General features: G+C 49.4%; 16 protein-coding genes. 9 read left to right on the top strand and 7 right to left on the bottom strand.

Going from position 1 to position 21,207, the window contains the following annotated elements:
• Positions 1 to 37: 37 nt before the first annotated feature.
• Both EXU85_RS29685 and EXU85_RS29690 read right to left on the bottom strand, forming a co-directional pair.
• The gene (locus EXU85_RS29685; protein ID WP_142775552.1) at positions 38 to 1,018 is read right to left on the bottom strand and encodes an alpha/beta hydrolase; all 981 of its coding nucleotides are present in this window, start codon (positions 1,016 to 1,018) and stop codon (positions 38 to 40) included.
• Between the two features lie 48 nt (positions 1,019 to 1,066).
• A complete protein-coding gene (locus EXU85_RS29690; protein ID WP_210422416.1) occupies positions 1,067 to 2,041 on the bottom strand; it encodes an alpha/beta hydrolase in 975 nt (324 codons plus the stop codon).
• Positions 2,042 to 2,285: 244 nt separating this feature from the next.
• Here EXU85_RS29690 and EXU85_RS29695 point away from each other — a divergent pair, with 244 nt between their 5' ends.
• The 3 genes from EXU85_RS29695 to EXU85_RS29705 all read left to right on the top strand — a co-directional run bounded on the left by EXU85_RS29695 (position 2,286) and on the right by EXU85_RS29705 (position 5,183).
• Positions 2,286 to 2,858: an RNA polymerase sigma-70 factor gene (locus EXU85_RS29695; RefSeq protein WP_142775554.1), complete on the top strand. Its 573-nt coding sequence runs from the start codon at positions 2,286 to 2,288 to the stop codon at positions 2,856 to 2,858.
• Between the two features lie 170 nt (positions 2,859 to 3,028).
• On the top strand, positions 3,029 to 4,000 hold the full coding sequence (locus EXU85_RS29700; protein ID WP_142775555.1) for an aldo/keto reductase: 972 nt from the start codon (positions 3,029 to 3,031) through the stop codon (positions 3,998 to 4,000).
• A gap of 427 nt (positions 4,001 to 4,427) precedes the next feature.
• Positions 4,428 to 5,183 carry an AraC family transcriptional regulator gene (locus EXU85_RS29705; RefSeq protein ID WP_246859298.1) on the top strand — a complete coding sequence of 252 codons (756 nt, stop codon included), beginning with the start codon at positions 4,428 to 4,430 and terminating at the stop codon, positions 5,181 to 5,183.
• Positions 5,184 to 5,216: 33 nt separating this feature from the next.
• Here the strand turns inward: EXU85_RS29705 and EXU85_RS29710 are convergent, their stop codons facing one another.
• Positions 5,217 to 6,506, bottom strand: coding sequence for a nucleoside hydrolase-like domain-containing protein (locus tag EXU85_RS29710; protein ID WP_142775557.1), 1,290 nt, complete (start codon positions 6,504 to 6,506; stop codon positions 5,217 to 5,219).
• A 420-nt stretch (positions 6,507 to 6,926) separates the two neighbouring features.
• Between EXU85_RS29710 and EXU85_RS29715 the strand changes: the two genes are divergently transcribed.
• From EXU85_RS29715 to EXU85_RS29730, 4 genes are all read left to right on the top strand, one after another.
• On the top strand, positions 6,927 to 7,982 hold the full coding sequence (locus tag EXU85_RS29715) for a FecR family protein (RefSeq protein ID WP_142775558.1): 1,056 nt from the start codon (positions 6,927 to 6,929) through the stop codon (positions 7,980 to 7,982).
• A 265-nt stretch (positions 7,983 to 8,247) separates the two neighbouring features.
• Positions 8,248 to 11,565, top strand: coding sequence for a TonB-dependent receptor (locus EXU85_RS29720; RefSeq protein ID WP_142775559.1), 3,318 nt, complete (start codon positions 8,248 to 8,250; stop codon positions 11,563 to 11,565).
• A 42-nt stretch (positions 11,566 to 11,607) separates the two neighbouring features.
• Positions 11,608 to 13,287 (top strand): RagB/SusD family nutrient uptake outer membrane protein, encoded by a 1,680-nt coding sequence (locus EXU85_RS29725; protein ID WP_142775560.1) that lies wholly within the window; start codon positions 11,608 to 11,610, stop codon positions 13,285 to 13,287.
• 269 nt (positions 13,288 to 13,556) lie between these two features.
• The gene (locus EXU85_RS29730) at positions 13,557 to 14,666 is read left to right on the top strand and encodes an acyltransferase (RefSeq protein ID WP_142775561.1); all 1,110 of its coding nucleotides are present in this window, start codon (positions 13,557 to 13,559) and stop codon (positions 14,664 to 14,666) included.
• A gap of 27 nt (positions 14,667 to 14,693) precedes the next feature.
• Here the strand turns inward: EXU85_RS29730 and EXU85_RS36050 are convergent, their stop codons facing one another.
• The 4 genes from EXU85_RS36050 to EXU85_RS29745 all read right to left on the bottom strand — a co-directional run bounded on the left by EXU85_RS36050 (position 14,694) and on the right by EXU85_RS29745 (position 15,849).
• The gene (locus EXU85_RS36050) at positions 14,694 to 14,819 is read right to left on the bottom strand and encodes a hypothetical protein (RefSeq protein WP_256366014.1); all 126 of its coding nucleotides are present in this window, start codon (positions 14,817 to 14,819) and stop codon (positions 14,694 to 14,696) included.
• Between the two features lie 58 nt (positions 14,820 to 14,877).
• Positions 14,878 to 15,204 carry a hypothetical protein gene (locus tag EXU85_RS29735; protein ID WP_142775562.1) on the bottom strand — a complete coding sequence of 109 codons (327 nt, stop codon included), beginning with the start codon at positions 15,202 to 15,204 and terminating at the stop codon, positions 14,878 to 14,880.
• Between the two features lie 98 nt (positions 15,205 to 15,302).
• Positions 15,303 to 15,560, bottom strand: a complete 258-nt coding sequence (locus EXU85_RS29740) for a hypothetical protein (RefSeq protein ID WP_142770978.1) — start codon at positions 15,558 to 15,560, stop codon at positions 15,303 to 15,305.
• 46 nt (positions 15,561 to 15,606) lie between these two features.
• Entirely contained in the window at positions 15,607 to 15,849 is a 243-nt protein-coding gene (locus EXU85_RS29745) for a transposase DNA-binding-containing protein (protein ID WP_142770979.1), read from the bottom strand.
• A 311-nt stretch (positions 15,850 to 16,160) separates the two neighbouring features.
• Here EXU85_RS29745 and EXU85_RS29750 point away from each other — a divergent pair, with 311 nt between their 5' ends.
• On the top strand, positions 16,161 to 18,587 hold the full coding sequence (locus tag EXU85_RS29750; RefSeq protein WP_142775563.1) for an ABC transporter permease: 2,427 nt from the start codon (positions 16,161 to 16,163) through the stop codon (positions 18,585 to 18,587).
• 121 nt (positions 18,588 to 18,708) lie between these two features.
• Complete coding sequence (locus EXU85_RS29755; RefSeq protein WP_142775564.1) at positions 18,709 to 21,132, top strand: ABC transporter permease; 2,424 nt, start codon at positions 18,709 to 18,711, stop codon at positions 21,130 to 21,132.
• The last annotated feature ends 75 nt before the right edge of the window (positions 21,133 to 21,207 follow it).

A 21,207-nucleotide genomic window follows, 5' to 3' on the forward strand; every position in this document is an offset into this window, starting at 1 on the left:
CTTCAGGCTTAGTTGAATTAGTCATCAGGAAGTTAATTCAGGGTTTACATACCCGATTCAGAAACTCAGTGATATACGTCAGGGTTGGCGTAAACCAGGGGTTGAAAAACATGAACGTGTGGGGCGCATCGGGAAAGGTGTGCACGTCTGAATAGATACCCAGCGCATTCAGTTTTTTAATCAGATCGTCACGCCCACCGTGCATCCGATCTACGGAGCTGTTCAGAAATAAAATCGGGGGGGTGTGCTTGTCGATGTGGTTTAGCGCCGAGGCTTCCTGCCATAAATCGGGCCGCTGCGTTTTGGAATAGCCAAACCAGTACGTAGCTGCCGAAATCGACTTCGAGTCATCGCCCTCGCCCGATTCTGGATGAATAAACGCCAGCACTCCATCAATATCAACAATAGCCTGCACCGCGCTCGAATAGCGTGCATTACCGCCTGTTCCTTCAAATGTTGCCTGTCCATTCGTGGTGCCCACCAAAGCGGCTAACTGTCCACCCGCCGAAAATCCAAGAACCGCAACCCGCTTCGGATCAACGCCGTATTTCTTCGCATTAGCCCGAACCCAGCGAATAGCCGCTTTCACATCATGTACAGCGGCTGGGTACAGAGCTTCCGTCGATAAGCGGTATTCAACCGGAATCGCCACAAAGCCATTGGCCGCCAGTTGTCCGGCCAGCGTATTATTATGCGATCGGTCGCCGGAACGCCAGCCCCCGCCGTGAATCATGACAACCGCCGGGCGAGCTTTCCCGGCAACGGCTGGTCGGGCGTAGACATCCAGTTTAAGAGTTCGTCCCGCAATGGGTGTGCTGTACGTAACCGCTTTGTCGATACGGACTCCGGCTGGCAAGGTTGAATCGGCCAGAGTAATGTCGGGATGGTATTTTTTCTCGCGCAGGTAAGAGCCCTGTACCGTAAACGACGTATCCCGGCCACCGGTTGGTTTTAACTGGGCATAGGAAATTGTTGTGCTTAACGCAAGGATGAGTAGTAAAGCAACTGGTCGATTCATACAAGTTTGGTCAAGGCGGTCAACGAGTAATTTGGAATACTTTTCAAACTATTGAGCATCGGTAAGCAGATTCATTTCTCGTAACCAGCTTTCGCACAAGGTTGTCCACTGCTGCGTTGAGCCTGGATTGTTTCTCAGGGCAATGGCGTGGCCACCCTGTGGAAATATATGCAGACTAGCCGGAATTTTCTTGTCGATCAATGCCTGATAAAATAGCAAACTATTTCGCTGATCGACAACCGTATCATTGTAGGCATGCGTCAGAAAACAGGGAGGAGTCATAGCCGTCACTGCGTTTTCCAGCGAATAGGCTTTCAACAAATCGGCCGATGGGTTGGGGCCTAACAAATTTTTGCGACTGCCCGCGTGCGCGTATTGGCCCATTGTAATGACAGGTGAAACCAGAAGCGCAAAATCGGGCCGGAACGCCTGACTGCTAATTGAATCGCTGATGGCCGATACATCAGTTGTATGGGTTGCCACCAGTGCCGCCAGATGGCCGCCCGCGGATGAACCCTGAACGCCCACTTTATCGGGCTTGATACCCCATTTTTTTGCATTGGCCCGGATAAATCGAATCGCTCGTTGGGCGTCCTGTAGCGGCCCCAGCTCCCGTTGTTTTAAGTCGGGTGAATTCGGTAACCGATAGTTAAGAACAAAGGCGCTTATCCCCATCGTGTTGAACCATTTCGCCAGTTGCCACCCGCTGATCACATACGCCAAACGCTCGTAGCCTCCACCTGGACAAATCACCACAGCCGCCCCTTTGTTCTCCTGAGCTGATGGAAAGAACGCGTACATGCCTGGCGTTCCAACCCGGTATACTCGCTCGTTGGCAATACTATCTTTTAGCGCCATACCTTTTGTATTTGGCATGCTACCGGCAGACCAAAGCGGTATAAAGTCCTGTGCTGTAACGTAGTTGCCTGAAACTAAAAGAAGGATAACTAGTAAACCAATTTTGCGCATACGTTCGAGGAAGGATAAGGTAAACAAGACCTGATTGAGGGAAAAGACGGTCAAGGATAGAGAAGCCAATTAGATTAAGCAAAGGAACTATTGTGACTTTTTACGCAATCGTTACCGGGAACGTTCCCGATAGAAAATAGGCTGCATAGCGACCAATTAAGCCGCTATCAATTGACTTTCCTGTGATGGATGACCCCCGACAATCAGGGTAATGTGCTGGTTCTGCACCCTTATTTTAATCACTATAGGCATAAAATTCTGTACTTTAGCAAGCGATTTTCGGTACTACCAACTCATCATGGAGTATAAGACTCTTCCAGATACTGCCTTATTGATTTACCTGAAACAAGGGGACGAATCCGCGTTTCAGGAGATCTATGTGCGTCACTGGAGGAAATTGTTCATTGTAGCGAGGAACAAACTCCCCTCGACCGATAGTCCCGAAGACATGGTTCAGGATTTATTCGTGAAGCTTTGGGAGCAGCGGGAAAACCTACTCATTGAAAATCTGGGCGCTTACTTACAAACGTCCCTCAAGCACGCTATTATCAATCTGTTCAAAGCGAGGTTGATCCGCGAGAAGTACGTTGAACATGCGCAAAGTTTTTCGCCCAATACCCAAACCACAGAAGAACAAATTGCGCTAAACGACCTGATGGCTACAGTTGAGCAACAACTGAACGATTTGCCAGAAAAAACCCGTCAGATTTTCCGCCTAAACCGATTGGAGTATAAGTCGGCGAAGGAAATTTCAACTCAACTGGGCATTCCCGAACGAACCGTCGAATACCATATCAACTTAGCCCTCAAGCTGCTCCGGCCTTTATTACAGGATTATTTTATGCTGGCAGTCGCGCTCTATTACTGCTAAGTTTACTGTGCATTCAAACGGAGTCCCCATCGATCCCTTCGTTGTAATAGCCAACGAGCTAAAATTGACCGCATCGCTGATCCATACAGACAAGTAATTTGAGCCGTGGACGAAATTGCCTAAGGAAAACAACGCCCACCTTTGTATCGTCAAATCATAAAACAACAACGATGACAACGATTCAAAAAATAAATCTCGGCAAAAATGGACCCCTCGTTTCTAAACTCGGATTAGGCTGCATGCGCATGTCTTCTATCTGGGGCGGTTCTACACCTGACGAAACAGAAAGTATTGCTACTATTCAAATGGCCTTAGACAGCGGCATCAATTTTCTGAATACCGGAGACTTTTATGGTGCTGGTCATAATGAAATGCTTGTAGGCAAAGCCATCAAAGGACGGCGGGACGACGCGTTTATCAGTGTCAAATTTGGCGCAATTTTCTACAACGGCCAATGGCTGGGAATGGATCTGCGCCCCATAGCCATCAAGAATTTCATCAACTATTCGCTGACCCGTTTGGGTATTGAAACCATTGACCTCTACCAGCCTAGCCGAATGGATAACAGCGTGCCCGTAGAAGACATCATCGGCACAGTTGCCGACCTCATCAAAGAAGGAAAGGTTCGTTATCTGGGCGTTTCTGAAATAACGGCCGATCAATTGCGCAAGGCGAATAGTATCCATCCGGTAACCGCCCTGGAAATAGGGTATTCGTTGGCCGATCGGCAGATAGAGAGCGACTTACTTCCTACGGCAAAGGAACTGGGTATAGGCGTTGTGGCGTTTGCCAATACGGCCGAAGGGTTACTCACCGGTGAGCTAAAAGCGCCCCTTCCTGCCAATGATTACCATACGCACTTCTCGCGTTTTCAAGGGGAGAATCTGATCAGGAATCTTGAAAAGGTCGACGTATTGAAGCAACTGGCACAGGAAAAAGGCTATACGCCGACACAGTTGGCGATTGCCTGGGTGAATGCGCAGGGCGATCATATTATGCCCCTGGTCAGCATGAGCCGACGATCACGCTTACCGGAAAACATGCAGGCAATGGCGATCGAGTTCACGGCTGACGAAATGAATACGCTTACAACGCATTTTGCGCCGGGCGCGATCCTTGGTGGTACGTACCTTCAGCGGTAGTTAGTCTGTACATAAACCTACAGTTTATTTTTTTTACCTAAAGGCTGTTTAGGATTTACTTTTTAATGAACGAGTGTTTGATTTTATCAGTCAGTTTTACCCCTAAATCCCCTGAAGGGGACTTAGCTCGTGTTCAAACAAAGTCACCTTCAGGGCAGGGCTCTTAAGTTCTAGCGTTTTTACCCCCCAACCCCCTGAAGGGGGAGTACTCCGAAATGGATTTTCTCCCCCTTCAGGGGGGTTGGGGGGTAAAAATAAGCCAACAAAAGAGGCTGGTTAAGTAAAGAAAATTCAGAACTTAACAGCCCTGTCCTTCAGGGGATTTAGGGGTAAAACTGACTAGAAAAAATAATCCTAAAACAGCTTCCTAGTGACGAATCCAACAGAAATAATTCCGGGAGTCATTTTTTACGCTTACTCTTCGGCCATGAGAAAGGAGAAAGTAGCGTTCCTGGAACATAATACCCTGGTCATGCAGATTTCAGGCCGCTTTTCAATGGAAACTGCCAATCAAAAGATTTCTATGGGTCGTGGTGAGATGTTGTTGATACAAAAAAATCAGCTGGCCGAACTCACCAAAACTCCGCTTGAAGACAATGAATACCAAACCATTATCATAAGTCTACAAGAAGACCTGCTCCGGAAGATTGTTCTGGAAGAGCAACTAGAGATAGGTCAAAAATACGTGGGGCCTCCGAACGTTCTTATTCCCGCAAACGATTTTTTGCGGGCTTTTTTTCAATCGATTATTCCCTATGTCCGTAATCCGGGAGAAAAAATAACCAATTCGATGGGCATGCTGAAAGTAAAGGAGGCTGTACACCTCCTCCTGTACACCATGCCTGAACTCGAAGCATTTTTATTCGATTTTTCCGAACCCTACAAGATGGACCTGGAAAAATTCATGTACAGTAATTTTCATTACAATGTTCCGGTTGAAAAATTTGCCCAGCTAACGGGGCGAAGTCTGGCGGGTTTCAAGCGTGATTTCCAGAAAACATTCGGAATGGCACCCCGGCATTGGCTACAGGAAAGGCGGCTTACAGAAGCCCGGCATCTGATCGAAACCAAGCATAAGAAACCTTCTGCCATCTACCTCGAACTGGGATTTGAAAGCCTCTCTCATTTCTCGCATTCGTTTAAGAAAAAATTCGGCAAGGCACCTACCGAGTGGTCACTATAGGCTGTATTAGGCCGGGTGCCTGATCGCTCCGGCCTAATACAGCCATGCCCACCGTTTGGCCCAATCCAGCAATACGGCATTACGCCATTTGAACACCGTTTTAGCACCCTGCTGTCGACCGTCGAACAGCGATGGGTCGCCTTTGTCGGTGTACCAGTTCGCGCCTAATTTGAAATCACTGGCACTCCGTTTGCCCGGCCAGCTATTGTTCACCACAAACTTCCCGCTCTGTTGAGTAAAGCCCGGAATGGTTGAGTTGATTGTGTAGCTCAAGGTTTCGGTCTGTTTGGGAATGTACAGGATTGCATAGTTGCCGTTACCCAGGTAATGCCCCGGCCATTTTTGCTCACCAATCTGGGCCTGCACGGTCATCGTAAAACAGGCAGAATCCGCCGGAATATCGACTTTAGGACCCTTGAAATGAAACTCCATCACCGAATAAACGCCCACCGTATCGGCAAGGGTAGTGTTGCGGTTAAAGAGGGTCCGAGGGCTGTGGTTGAATTTTTCAAAGCTGCCGCCCCAGCTTTCTTTGAACGGATCATTTGGGTCGCCATCCATCATGTAGAGCAGCGAAGGCGTGTCGCCCATCTTCACGTTGCCCTTGTAGTAGTTCTTAAAGTCTTTGCCCAGGTGTCCGGCAGCGCGGATATAGCGGTCGTAATACGTACGGGTATCGAGGCTATCGGGCACGCCCGTATTGGAAAAGAAGCCGTTGTAAGAGCCATTTGCTTCGATGAACCAGAGGTTCGGGAAGTTCTGCGCGATATACGCATAGGTGTTCGCGCTCCACTTTTTATTCGGTCCTCCAATCCAGTATACCTTGATCTTAGTTTGAATCGAAGGATCGTCGTGCAGCGCCTGGGCCAGATCGTCCAACCCGCCCCAAACCAGCACCCAAAGCGGCTGTGCGCTTTTCTTTTTAGCGCAGTTGATAATCCAGTCCGATCCTTCGGTGGCGGTGCTATAGCCTTTATAGGGGGCCGCCCCCTGACGCCCCTGTTTGCACACGGCCCGCAACGCATCCGGCCTAGGATAGCCGTTCAGGTGCTGACTCAGCCTGGGAAGGTCTTTCTCGTAGAGGTCAATCATATCCAGAATATGCTTCTTCGTACCAAGCCCATACGAGGGAGACGAAACAAGCCCCTCCGTCTCGAACTTATCGCTGTACATCAGGAAATGGGCCATTGACTGATTATCGTCCGGGTCCGTACCACCGATGTCGGTGCTAATGAGGATGCGCGGTTTAACCGGGACAGGCTTCTGGGCCACGAGCGTAAACGGAAGCAGGGCCAATAGGTAACTCAAAAACACCTTGTTCATAGTTGTCAGGATAGGGTTTAATTAGTGTAGTTAAAACCTATTATCGAAGCTTTTTAAACTTTCCCAATTCCACTAAAACGAAACTGTTTTTTTTGTCCTTTCGACGCAGGAGAAATCTCAAGCTTGACTGATATGGAGTCTTGAGATTTCTCCTGCGTCGAAAGGACAAAAACGACCTAGATTTTTCTGTATACCACATTCTATAAGTCAAGCAACCTAGTATTTTCCCGCAACTCATTTATGAAAAAATGGAATAAACCGACAAGCATATTCACTTACTCTGGAAAAATAATTTGTACTATATATAGAATTATTTAGCAAAAGGCCATTTCAACTATAAACATTCCACTAGTTAATAAAACCTTTTGCGGTCGATAGGTGAGAAATATGTCGTGTATGTGACGACTAACTCCACCTAGTATGAGCCGCAAGGAATTTGGGTTTCTTCTACAACAGTATCTCGACGGAAAATGCTCTGAAGAGGAGCGGGCATTTGTCGAACATTGGTACGGGATCGTGCAAAACAAAGACAAGGAACCCTTAGAGGAAACGGATTTCCAGGCTCTGGAGCCTCTACTCTGGCAGCAGATTCAGAGCCGGACGCAGTCTCCGAAGGTAATTCCGATGCCGGTTAGCGGTCCCCGTCGCCAGGTTGCTTATCCCTGGATGGCGGTTGCGGCTTCAATCGTACTGGTACTGTTGGCTGGCTGGTGGTTCTATCGTCAGCAGGGCGGGTTGCTAAAGTCAGGAAACGGGATTCAGCAGGAAATCAGTCATGCCGGATGGCAGCAGCGGACAAACTCGTCGGACAAAGCCGAAGTGATTCAACTTCCCGATGGCAGTCAGGTTCGATTAGCACCCCAAAGTGCCATTCAATACCCTGCGAAATTTGCGGCTGATAAACGGGAAATTTCGCTGACGGGCGAAGCCTTTTTTACGGTTCAAAAAATGCCCACCCGTCCTTTTTATGTGTACACTGGCACAGTGGTCACCAAGGTGTTAGGAACCAGCTTTTTAGTAAAAACGCAGGGAACTACAAAACAGGTTGTTGTGGAAGTGGCAACGGGTCGGGTGGCCGTTTATAAGCAGACAAAAGCGGCTGAAACAACTGAGGGAACGAATGCGATTGTGTTAAGCCCGAACCAGAAAGCTACCTATTCGCCCGATAAGCAGCAGTTTGTAAAGGGTCTTGTCGAACAACCACAAATTATTTCAGCAGAAAAATCAGTGACGAAGCCTCGTTCATTCGAGTTTGATGATGTGCCGCTCCGGCGGGTTGTCGATCAGTTGGAAGAAGCCTACGGCCTGACCATCAGGCTCGAAAACGAGAATCAGAACGAATGCCCGCTCACCGCCGATCTGTCCAACCTTTCTTTATATGCTCAACTAGATATGATTTGCGCAGCCACAAAATCAAGCTACACCGTGCAGGGAACAACCATTGTGATTAGTGGAAAAGGATGCGCGAATCTATAGTAAATGGATAATGCACAATGATTAGGAAGTTAATCATTGTGCATTATCCATTCTACATTATTCATTTTACATTACCCTCTAAACCCAAATGCCTATGTAAATTCATTACGCCCCTCACAAAAAAAGAAGCTGATCATGTTTGCACCATAATCAGCTTCAGAATCTCCCCTCCTATAGCCTTGTGAGCTAGTCATTGCGGCATTGCACTGCCCAATGAACGAGGGACTTATTTGTCAAATCGTCCATTTAACAAACCCTTAAAGGTATGAAAAAATTTGATTCAGCTCTATTGAGCTGGTCATGCAGCCGGCGTGTCCCGATTTTTCTGCTGCTTATGAAACTATCTGTTATACAACTCTTTTTTTTTGTCACGTTTGTAGGCCTGTCATACGGCTTCGACGGCAAGGCTCAGGAACTGCTAAATAAGTCGATCTCCCTACATACCGAAGGTCAACGCCTTCGGGCTGTGATCGGACAGATCGAGAAGCAGACGTCGGTAAAGTTCGTCTACAGTTCCCGCAACATCGGCGTCGATCGGCCCGTCACGATTCATCTGAATAACGTGCGACTGGGCGATGCGCTGGATCAACTGCTAAAACCGCTCAATCTAACGTATCAGCTGATTAATGGGCATATTGTTTTAGACAGTATTGTTCAGGATGAGGAAGCAAAAGCTGACGCTACGTTGCCTGAACCGGAAGTCGTTGATCAGGTAATTACCGGCACGATTTCCGACGAGAAAGGGGAAAAGCTTCCGGGCGTCAGCATCGTTATCAAAGGCACCACGCGGGGAACCACCAGCGATGCCAAAGGCCAGTTCAAACTAAGTATTCCAACGGGTGACGTAACGCTGACATTTTCGTTTGTTGGCTACAAGAGCCAGGATGTGGCCGTGGGCAATCAATCGGCGCTAACCATCAGCATGCAGCCCGACCAGAATTCGCTCGACGAAGTAGTCGTGGTTGGGTATGGACAGGTTCAGAAACGGGATCTGACCGGTTCCGTCGTTTCGATCAAGGAAACGCAGATCACCTCCACCCCGGTCGTGAATGCACTGGAAACGTTACAGGGAAAGGTTGCCGGTATGGACTTGACCCGCAGCAGTGGCGAAACGGGCGCACCGCTCAATTTCACCATTCGGGGTAACCGGTCGCTCAATGCTTCCAATCAGCCGCTAATTCTGGTCGACGGGATTCAATACGGTTCGTATATCGATATCAACCCGAATGATATTGCCTCCGTAGAAGTTCTGAAAGATGCCTCTTCAACCGCCATTTATGGGTCGCGGGGCGCTAATGGTGTTATTCTGATCACCACGAAAAGCGGAAAAGTCGGCAAAACCAAAGTAGAGTTTAATAACTACTACGGGATCAACGACCCGGTTGCCTATCAGCATGTTACCAATACCGATCAATACGTGGCCATGACGCGTGAGGCTTATCGGGCCGCAGGTCAGTGGAGCAGTCCTGCCGACGATGAGAAGATTTTCAATATCCAGCTGGACAATATCCGAAAAGGTGTCAATACCGATTGGGTAAGTTTAATGCTGCGTAGTGGGAGCGTCCAGAACAACCACATTGCCATTTCAGGAGGCAACGAAAAAACGAAATTCCGTCTCTCAACGGAGTACTTCAACGAGCGTGGCCTACTTAAATATGATCAGCTACGGCGGTTTGTTCAACACCTTAACCTCGACCACCAGGTGATGAATAACCTCAAAATTGGGATGGTTCTGAACTTCAACTCGTCAACCCAACAACGCCGGAACACGAGCTTCTGGAATCTCCAAAAAAACTCACCACTGGGCATCCCCTACAATGAAGATGGTTCCATTAAAACCTATCCGTTTCCCGGTGCGGTGGTATACAATCCCCTCCTCGACGAAAGCCCAGATAACTATTCCAACCTGACCACCAGCAGCCGGATTTTCATGCTCGGTTTTGGTGAATGGTCGATCCTGAAAAACCTGTCGTTACGGTCCAGTTTTGGGATCGATATTTCCACCAGCCAGCAGGGCATTTTTGAAGGGAAGAATACAACGCTGGCAGGCGTGAACAGCGGCTATTCGCGGGCAGCATTGATCGATGTCAGAGGTCGTAACTGGACCTGGGAAAACGTGCTGAATTACTCTAAAACCATTAAGGATCACTCCTTCAATGCTATGGTTGGGACCAGTATGATCAGCTACCGGACGGTGAATTTTTCGGGAGAAGGAAAGGATCAGCCGTTTTCGTCGTCGCTGTTTTACAACCTGAATACCAACACCAAAGACATTATTACTACCAGTAGTCTGATCGAAAGTTCACTTGCATCGGTGTTTGGTCGACTGAACTACAAGTTCAAAGATCGGTACCTGTTAACCGCTTCGTTACGTGCCGATGGAGCATCAGTGCTGGCAGAGGGTCATAAATGGGCATACTTCCCTTCGGTGGCGGTGGCCTGGCGGTTGCTGGATGAGTCGTTCATGACAAACACGGGAGACCTGTTCTCCGAAATGAAACTCCGGGCCAGCTATGGGATTTCGGGAAACAGTGCGATTGGTGCTTATCAAACACAGGGTGGGCTTAGCAAAGTCGCCTACTCGTTTGACGAAACGCCCGCTTTCGGCTACTGGCCCAAGCTACTGGCAAACCAGGATCTGGGCTGGGAGAAAACAGCAACGGTCAACATTGGGCTTGACTTCGGCTTTTTCAAAAACCGGCTGACCGGCTCCCTTGATGTATACAACACCAACACCAGCGATCTGCTAATGGATCGAATTCTGCCCTCGTTGACGGGTTACAGCACCACCGTTGCCAATGTAGGAAAAACCAAAACCCGGGGTGTCGATCTGATTATTTCGACCCGCAATTACACATCGCCCAAGTTCTCCTGGTCAACCGATCTAAACTTCGCGACCTACAAAGAAGAGATTGTGGCCCTGAGTGTTGGTGGCGACGACGTATCGAAAGCCTGGTTTGTGGGCAAGCCGCTACGTGTTTTTTACGATTATGAAAAAACGGGCATCTGGCAAACGAGCGAAAAAGACGTAGCCGCTACTTACAATAAGGTGCCTGGCGAAATCAAAGTTCGGGATCAGAACAATGATGGTAAGATTACGGCCAGTGATGATCGGGTTGTGCTGGGTCAGGCATCGCCGAAATGGTCGGGTGGTATAACCAATAACTTTACCTACGGCAATTTCAACCTTTCGGTGCTGGTTTACGCACGAGTTGGGCAGATGATTTCCAGCCAGTATCTTGGGTATTTTTATCCGGGTGGTACAACGGCGGTAGCCGATTATTGGACACCCGAGAACCCTACCAATGCCTACCCACGTCCGTGGCTGAGTCATACTGATCAGTACCTGTCAACGCTCGGTTATGTCGATGGATCTTTCTGGAAAATTAAGGACATCCGTTTGAGTTATAACCTACCGAAAACCCTGCTAAAAAAGGGGCCACTGAGTACCGTAACGATCTATTCGACTGCGAAAAACTTTTTCACATTTAGTAAGCTGAAAGATTACGATCCAGAGCGGGGCGGTTCTGTCGATTTCCCGCTGACCAAACAGCTTATCGTTGGCCTTAACGTCAGTTTCTAAACTCTTTAATAGACTTTGTTAAGACACTGTCTTTCCTTACTCATGAAGAAGATCCTTAACTACCTAGTTCTTTCCGCCGTATGCGCCGGGCTTTTGAGCCTGAATGCCTGCTCCGATTTCCTGAAAGAAAACAATAAAAACACAGTGACGGCCGATGCCTTTTATAAAACCACCGAAGGCATTGAGAGTCTGGTTAACTCGTGCTACGCCCCAACACGCATTTGGTATGGCAAAACCGTTGGCTACCTGTTAACAGAAGCCGGTACCGACGAAATGCTGTTCAGCAACACGGCAAACGGATCGTATCCTTATTTTGATTACAATTCTAACCTCCAGGCAACCGAAGGTGGGTTGATTTTTGTCTGGAAAAGCTTTTACCGGGGCATTAACACCTGTAATACTGCCATTGCCCGAATCAAGGAGTCGCCGTTACCAGCTAACCTGAAGGCTGTCCGGGAAGCTGAAGTTCGTTTCCTGAGAGCTTTTTATTACTACCATTTGGTTGAAACTTTTGGCCCGATTCCCTTGCGTACACAGGAAACGACCGGCCCTGAAATAACTGCCCTAAGAGCCCCTGTCGATGATATATATAAGCTCATCTTTAGCGACCTGGAAACGGCCCTTGCGAATAGTAAAGGTGTGGTGGCCCCACAAGGCGGTCGCGTAACCGAACCCGCCGTGGCTGCGTTTCTGGCGCGCCTGTACTTAACCCGCGATAAAAACACCGAAGCGCTGGCCATGGCCGACCGCGTCATTAAAAGCTATGACTTCAAATTGACGGAGAATTATAAGTCACTTTGGGATATAGCCAACAGCAGCGGTAGCACCAATAAAGAGGTTATCTGGTTTGTTAACTATTCCGAAAACAACACACTCAACGACTATGGTCGCTACGATGATCTGGGCTATTATTGGCTCTGGGAGGGAGGTCATCATGGTCACCTGATGTTCATGCCTTATTTCAATGGACTAAAAGGCTGGCAGTATGATCTGGAGTCGGGGCGGTCGTTGTTGCAGTACATGCCTTCCAAGTATTTGGTAGACCTGTATGACGAAACGAAAGACGCGCGCTGGGCAGGCTCGTTCCGGACGGTATGGTGGGCTAACGATGCGACCACGCTGACAGGTGGTATGAAACTGGGCGATACCATTGCCGTGGTATCAAAGCGGGCGGTTTCCGATACGTACCGTAAATCGAAACCCTATGCTATCTATGATGCCAACGACATCTATCAATCAAATGGCGTTCCTGTAATTCCCCGGTGGCGTTATGCCGGACTTTTGAAATTTGCTGACCCAACTCGTGCCTCTAAAGATGTCGTGAATAGCAAACGGGACGCGTTCGTTTTCCGACTCTCCGAAATGTATCTGATTGCGGCAGAAGCCAGTATGAAGTTAGGCAATACGGGTGCTGCGGCCGATTACGTCAACGTAGTCCGGAAGCGGGCAGCGCTACCCGGCAAAAGCGAGGAAATGATAGTAAAAGCCGCCGACATGACACTCGATTTCATGCTCGACGAACGAGCCCGGGAGTTTGTCGGAGAACAACTCCGCTGGTTTGACCTGAAACGAACCGGGAAACTAATCGAACGGCTCACGAAGTACAATCTGGATGCGGCCACAAACGTAAAGCCTTTTCATTTGATGCGGCCAATCCCACGCGTTGAGATCGACGTGTTACAGAACAAAACCGAATTCGTTCAAAATCCTGGATACAACTAATTGATAAGTTTAGCGAGTTCGCTGGCTAGTACAGGTAAAGATCAAGTAAACGTTAATTTATAGGTTGGTAATGCATAAATCCCTTCTGGATTCCAGAAGGGATTTCTTTTAGTTAAATCATCAGCCTAAGGGTATTGATTTTCACCTAACATGTACTGATTTAACCTATACTGCATCATTGAAACAGGACCGCTTTACTTTGGCATTTGAGGCCCAACAGCATCATAAAATCGAGCCAATTGTCCGTAATTCACGTTTTTCTGATAGGTATGACGCAAAGAACCCCAGGTACGCTCGACAGCATTCCAGAGCTTTTAAAAACAAAGTCGCATTTTGTGGCTCTCGATGGGCTTCGGGGGCTAGCCGCTCTCGCGGTCGTGATTTTTCATTTCATGGAATGGATTTACACCAATCCTAGCCAGAATTTCATTGGCCACGGCTTTTTGGCAGTAGACTTTTTCTTCTGTTTATCTGGATTTGTTATCGGGTATGCCTATGATGATCGGATTGAAAACATAGGCGTCTTTGAGTTCTTAAAATCGAGACTCATACGCCTTCATCCACTGATCATACTGGGCTCTGTGCTAGGCCTTGTAGGTTTTTTAGCGGATCCATTCGTTAACGACTCAAGCGCTTATAGTCCAGGCAAACTCACGTTACTAGTGGTTTGCTCGATGCTCCTTATCCCGCTTCCCCTGATGAAAGAGCGTGCGTTTAATCAATTTGGGTTCAATGCCCCTGCCTGGTCACTGTTTTGGGAGTATATCGCCAATGTTGTTTATGCGCTTATCCTTTGCCGGCTCAATCGCCGTTATCTGGCTGTTGTGACGGTGCTGTCGGGAGTAGGCATCTGCTGGGTCAGTTACCAGGCAGGAAATTTGATGGGAGGCTGGAGCAAAGACAACTTTTGGGATGGCGGTGTTCGTATTGCCTACTCCTTCTCGGCAGGACTGTTCATTTACCGCTCAAACTGGATTATAAAAAACAGACTTGGCTTCCCAGCGCTGGCCATCGTATTGTCGTTCGCTTTTTTACTGCCTTTTTTTAGCTGGAATTGGCTGGCAGAAGCCCTGGTTGTCCTGTTTTTCTTCCCACTCCTTATTTCATTAGGAGCTGGCACCAGGCTATCACCCAGCATGACCAACCTTTCGGTATTCTTCGGAAACCTATCCTATCCGTTATACATGACTCATTACTGGGCAATTTGGCTGTTTGGCAACTATTATACCCTCTACAAACCCACCCTCAGGGAGTTGTTTTTAATAATACCCGTGGGGGTCATTTCCCTAATTGGCCTGGCCTATCTCGTGATGACAGTGTACGATATTCCCCTTCGAAAGTATCTTACCCGTAAGCGAAGCCAACGGACAACGGCCTAGTGTTTGACCCGTTACCTCTATTTCTTTTTAATGTTCTCGCTTGGCTACTCCGAGTGAGAACGTGAGCCCCTCCACACTGGCCACTCGTTGCCCATTAGCATCCTGCCAGTCCATACCCTGGCTGGCCGTCGAGGGCTGACTCTGATGGCGCAACCGCAACAACCGGATGGCCTCAGACTTAACAAACGGATACTGTTAGGGAGGCCACCACCTAATCGAAGTGGCGGCTTTCAATGCCACAACCCGTTTTGAGACACTTGTGGAAGTCTTCGCAGGTGCGCCAGCGATGGGTATAAATGTCCACTGGCTCCACCCCATCAGCCAGCGTACTAACCCTAACATTGGTGATCAGACACCAACGAGTAGGGGACTCATCAGCCACCGCATCTGGTGGAGCTAAGTCGACCAGCCAACGGGCCTTCTCAATCTGATGGAGCTCTAGGTTGGCCCACTTAAGGGCACATAACCGCTGGTGAAGTTGCCCCTTGCTGTCGCCGATGGGCCGGTAAAGCTGGTGGTCGGCGGGTTGCTGGGCCAACTAAGCCGATACACTCATAAACGTGTCGGCTAGTTGGGGCTGGGAGCCCCTGGTCACCACAACCGCCTGATGATGGCTGAGCGCATAGTGGTACCAGGCTATGGCACACTCCGAATCGGCCACCTACAGGATGTGAAAGCCTGTCCGACGCTCAAAATGGCGGGCGAAGTCCAGGGCTTCGATCCACTTGTAACTTTCTTTTCCGCGAAGGGGGGCTGTTTACGGGCGTGGTGTTTGCCAAACTCGGTTCGATCTCGCTGAATCACTTGCTCAACGGGCAGTCCCAGGGGCACAAACTCGCCATGGGTCAGTAAGCCCTGATGAAGCAAAAGCCCGTTGTCATCGGCGTTTTGCATCAAGCTTACACCCATGAAAGCGGGCCACTGTGGTATCCTGAAACAGCTAGTGCTCTTTAGCGGTTTTTGGCTGTCGGCTGGCCCAGTCGACTACTCCATCCGGGTAGGCTTTGCTCATGGCTTTGGGGGTAAGTTTAGGGCTGTTGACCAACCAATAGAAGGCTTTGAGTTGGGCGCTTTGCTTGAAAAGCCGAGGCAATGACTGCCCGCAATCGCGGTGCATCAACTGAGTCTGCAGTTGTTGGCAGCGTCGGTCGAGCCGTTTATCCCCTACTTTATAGTGCTGCATCTGGCAGGCAAGGCCGTCCTCAAGTTGCCTCCACGAGCTAGATACAATATATCAAAGAACGGATAGTTTATGCCCAAAGCCCCGACTTGTGGGTAAAACTCACCGCTCAAGGGGAGGGGTTGGGTAAAATGCCATGCCTTAATTTAACCAAACCCACATCTTCATTTCATTCCTGAACCTGTCCGTAGCTGTCCGCTTCTTGTCCAGTTTCGGACATGTATCAATACAATACCCTAACTAATCACTTAACAATAAGCACCTTATCTTTCCGGTACAACATTTGGGGTATGCTAGTATTACGTGTTACTACTATGCTCACGAACTATCTTAAAATCGCCTGGCGGACGCTCCGCAAACAGCAGGGCTTTACGTTCATCAATATTTTTGGGTTGGCCGTTGGACTGGCCTGTTGCCTGCTCATCATGCTCTACGTGCTGGACGAGTTAAGCTTTGACCGCTACAACGCCAAAGCCGACCGCATCTACCGCGTTCAGTCCGACATTAAGTTCGGAGGTAACGACATGCACTTTGCCGTTACCCCTGACCCAATGGGGCCAACCCTCAAGAAAGATTATCCGCAGGTCGAGCAGTTTGTCCGGCTGCACCAGCGGGGAACGTGGTTAGTGAAGCGGACGGGTGAGCCAACGAGTCTTCGGGAAGACAATATCACCTTTGCCGATTCCACCCTGTTCGATGTGTTTACCCTACCTCTCATTTCGGGTGATCCCAAACGGGCATTGTCCGAACCCAATACGATGGTCATTAGCGAGTCGGCAGCGAAACGGCACTTCGGCAATCAGAATCCGATGGGTCAGCCGATGGTGTTCGACAACAATAAAACCTTCAAGGTATCGGCGGTTATGCGCGATATGCCCAAAAATTCGCATTTCCGAAGTGATTTTTTCCTCAGCATGCTCAACGATGATTATCCCTGGGGGCAGTGGCTCAGCAATAATCACCACACCTATCTTTTACTCAAACCAGGCACTGATGCCCAGGTGTTTAGTAAAAACTTTACTACCGTTATCGAAAAGTATGTTGGCCCACAAGCGATGCAACTCATTGGCACGAGCATGGATCAGTTTCGCAAAGCGGGGAATAGCGTAGGTTACTGGCTGATTCCGCTTACGGATATTCACCTGCATTCCAAACAACAAGTCGAACTGGCTCCTAACGGCGACATCCAGTATGTCTATATCTTCTCGGCGGTGGCTTTGTTCATCCTGCTGATTGCCTGCATCAACTTCATGAATCTGGCCACGGCACGGTCGGCAAAGCGGGCAAAGGAAGTGGGGGTTCGAAAAGTGATGGGCTCAGAACGGCAGCAACTCATTGGCCAGTTCATGACCGAATCAATACTAACTACGGTACTGGCTATGGTACTCGCCATCAGTATCGTAGCCATAGCCTTACCGGGCTTCAATACAATTGCGGGGAAAGAGATGAGCATCGTTCAGCTCGTATCACCTTATTACCTGCCGCTGTTAGTGGCCTTACCCATTGTAGTTGGGCTACTGGCGGGTAGCTATCCAGCCTTCTTCCTGTCATCTTTTCAGCCGATAACGGTGCTGAAGGGCAAAATAAACGTGAGTTTCAAAAGCGCTGGCTTACGGAGTGGGCTGGTGGTGTTTCAGTTCATGATGTCCGTGGTACTTATTGTCGGGACAATTATCGTGTACCGGCAAATCACCTACATTCAGACCAAGAATGTAGGTTTCAAACGCGATCAAGTCCTCACCGTCAACGGCGTTTATGCGATGGGTAAGCAGGCCGAAACCTTTAAGCAGGAAGTGCTTCGTTTGCCAGGCGTGGTCAGTGGTAGTATTTCAGGATACTTGCCAACGCCCTCGAATCGAAACGATAACGCCTTCTTTGCCGAAGGGGAGTCGAATAGGAACAAAGGTGTTAATATGCAGAACTGGGGAGTTGACTACGACTACGTAAAAACCCTCGGTATGCAGCTTGTTCAGGGGCGCGACTTTGCCCGGTCATTCGGCTCCGATTCGTCGGGCATTATTCTGAATGAAGCCGCCGTGAAGGTATTAGGCTTCAAAGATCCTATTGGCAAGCGTGTGTGGCGATTTGACGATGCACAGGGAAAAACCCAGAAAACGTACACGATCATCGGCGTTGTCAAAAACTTCCATTTCGAATCGCTTCGGCGAAATATCGGGGCCTTATCCCTGGTGCTCGATTCAAATTCTGGAGCCGCTTCTTTTCGGGTAAGTAGTACAAATCTTCCAGCACTGGTATCACAAATCGAAGCAAAATGGAAGCAGATCACCCCAGGCCAGCCATTTAGCTACCAGTTTATGGACGACAGTTTCGATGAAATGTACCGGGCCGAACAACGGGTAGGCACCATTGCCCTGACCTTTGCCGCACTCGCCATCCTGATTGCCTGCCTGGGCCTGTTTGGGCTGGCAGCGTTCATGGCCGAGCAACGCACTAAAGAGATTGGGGTGCGCAAAGTATTAGGTGCGTCGGTGGGTAGTATCATTGGCTTGCTCTCGAAAGACTTTTTGAAACTGGTCTTCATCTCCATTATCATTGCCTCGCCTATTGCCTGGTACGCCATGAGCCAGTGGCTCAGCGATTTTGCCTATAAAATTGACATCGAGTGGTGGATGTTCGCGCTGGCGGGTATCTTAGCTGTAGGAATTGCCTTGCTGACCGTGAGCTTTCAGAGCATCAAAGCGGCGTTGATGAATCCGGTGAAAAGTTTAAGATCGGAATAAAGGCCGGGCCGCCGTCGCGGAGGAAGGAGTAAGGGGAGGAAAGGGACGAGAGGGAAAACAGCAAGAACCTTATCCTTTCCCCTTCTTCCCTCTCCTCCCCTTACTCCCTCTCCTCCCTTTTATGCTATCAAACTACGTCAAAATTGCCTGGCGATCGATTCGTCAACAGCGGTTATACAGCCTGCTGAATATTACCGGTCTGGCGCTCGGTCTGGCCACCTGCGGCCTGTTGATTCAGTATGTTCGCTTCGAACAGAGTTACGACCAGGATGTAGTGGCCGAGGATAAATCCATTTATCGGGTGGAAACCCTGTTTTATGGAGCGGGGCATAAATCCGAACACTGGGCGACGAGTACGACTGGGTTTGCTCCGGCCATGAAAGCGAATTTTCCGGAGGTAGAAAGTTTTACGCGCATCGTCTGGCGAAATTCAGAACGGGTTGTCCGTTACGAAAATCAGAAGTTTCGCGAATCGCACGTCTGCCTGGCCGATTCGAACTTCTTTACGTTTTTCGACTATCCCGTGGTGCAGGGCGACCGCCGAACGTTTCTGAACGAACCCAATTCCGTAGTTCTGTCCGAATCGGCGGCACACAAATATTTTGGCTCGCTGAATCCACTGGGCAAGACGCTGGAAATTAGTACCCGATCTCAGCAACTGACTTGTCGGGTTACCGGCGTTTTTGCGGATCTGCCCGTCAACTCGACCATGCAGTTTAGCATGCTGATTTCCGGCAAAACGGCTCCGCCCCGTACCTGGCATTTTTGGTATCAGCATTCCAGTTATACGTTCGTTCAACTCAAACCTCACTCCGATCCCAGCCGGGTAGAAGCCAAATTCCCGGCGCTCGCCGAGAATTATAAAACCGAATCGACGATGCGGGATGTTACGTGGGGTATCCAACTGGTTCCCCTTCACGATCTGCACCTCAACCCGGCTACGCCGAACGAAATTGAAATCAAAGGCAACCGGACCGCCGTTGATTTCCTATCCGTAATTGCGCTCGTCATTCTGCTGATTAGCTGGGTCAATTATAGCAATCTGACCACAGCGCGGGTAATGCACCGGGCCAAAGAAGCGGGCGTCCGGCGGATGATCGGTTCATCGCGACGGATGCTATTGTTCCAGTTTGTGGTCGAATCGATGCTGGTTCACACCATTGCGCTGATGCTGGCCGTACCGATGGTGATTATTGCGGCACAGTTACTCCCCGATTCGTTGCACCTGCATCCGGCACAGAGCGTATGGGCCGACCCATTGGTGATTGTCGGATTTCTGGCGCTGTGGCTGGTGGGAATCGTCCTGACAGGCGCTTATCCGGCAACGGTATTGTTACGGGCATCGCCAGCTTCGGTATTGAAAGGGCGCTTCCGATTCTCGGGCAGGGAGCGGTCGTTCCGGCAATCGCTGGTTGTGGTTCAGTTTGTTATTTCGGTGATTTTACTCGTCAGTACACTGGTCGTTTATCGGCAAACGGCTTACATGATGAATCAGCGGCCGGGCGTGCTCACCGATCAGGTCGTCGTAATTAAATCGCCGGTCAACACGCCTGATTATGCGGGTAAAATTGAGCTGTTAAAAAAACGCATCAACGCATTGGCGGGCGTATCGAACGTGACAGGTTCAGGCTCTGTTCCAGGCAAAGAAGTTGGGCAGTTTCTGGCCAATCGCCGGTTCGAAGCCAGTCCCGCTGACAACCGGCTCGTAGAAATGCTGAAAGTCGATTTCGACTTCATCCCGACTTACGGATTGCGACTGCTAGCCGGTCGTGGTTTCGACAAAACCCGCCCTGCCGATTCAACGGCTCTGGTGCTCAACGAGTCGGCGGTAAAGTATTTTGGGTTCACGTCCATCGAACAGGCCATTGGGCAAAAAATAGCCTTAGAAACAACACCGAATCAGGCCAGCGAGATTATCGGCGTGGTGAAAGATTACCACCAACAGTCGTTGCATCAGCCGTTTACGCCCATCATGTTGTTTATGGATCCGGCGTTTAGCTGGATTCCAACGGATTATTATTCGATCAAATTCCGTTCAGATAATCCGCAGAATCTGCTGGGGCAGGTGGAGACCATTTGGGGATCGTTGTTTCCGGAGTCGTCGCTGGATTATTTCTTTCTGGATGAATTCTATGGAAAGCAATACCAGGCCGACAAGCAATATGGACTCCTGTTCAGCATTTTTTCGGGCCTCGCCATTTTCATTGCCTGTCTGGGTTTATTCGGTTTGGCAACCTTCTCGGCTGAGCAACGCACCAAAGAAATTGGGGTGCGCAAAGTACTGGGGGCGTCGGTTGCCAGTATCGTGGCCCTTCTCTCCAAAGACTTCCTGAAACTGGTATTCGTTGCCATTGTCCTGGCGTCTCCCCTATCCTGGTGGGCCATGAACCAATGGCTCGCCGATTTCGCCTACAAAATCGACATCGAGTGGTGGATGTTCGCCCTGGCGGGTTTGCTGGCCGTTGGCATCGCGCTGTTAACCGTGAGTTTCCAGAGCATAAAAGCGGCTTTGATGAACCCGGTGAAGAGTTTGCGGAGTGAGTAGCGCGATGGCGCAAGGCTGGAGCCAACGTGGCCCGGCCTTGCGCCATCGCGTCACAAAAAATTAACAGCCGGTAGA

The sequence above is a fragment of the Spirosoma sp. KCTC 42546 genome, from assembly GCF_006965485.1.
Classification (GTDB): domain Bacteria; phylum Bacteroidota; class Bacteroidia; order Cytophagales; family Spirosomataceae; genus Spirosoma.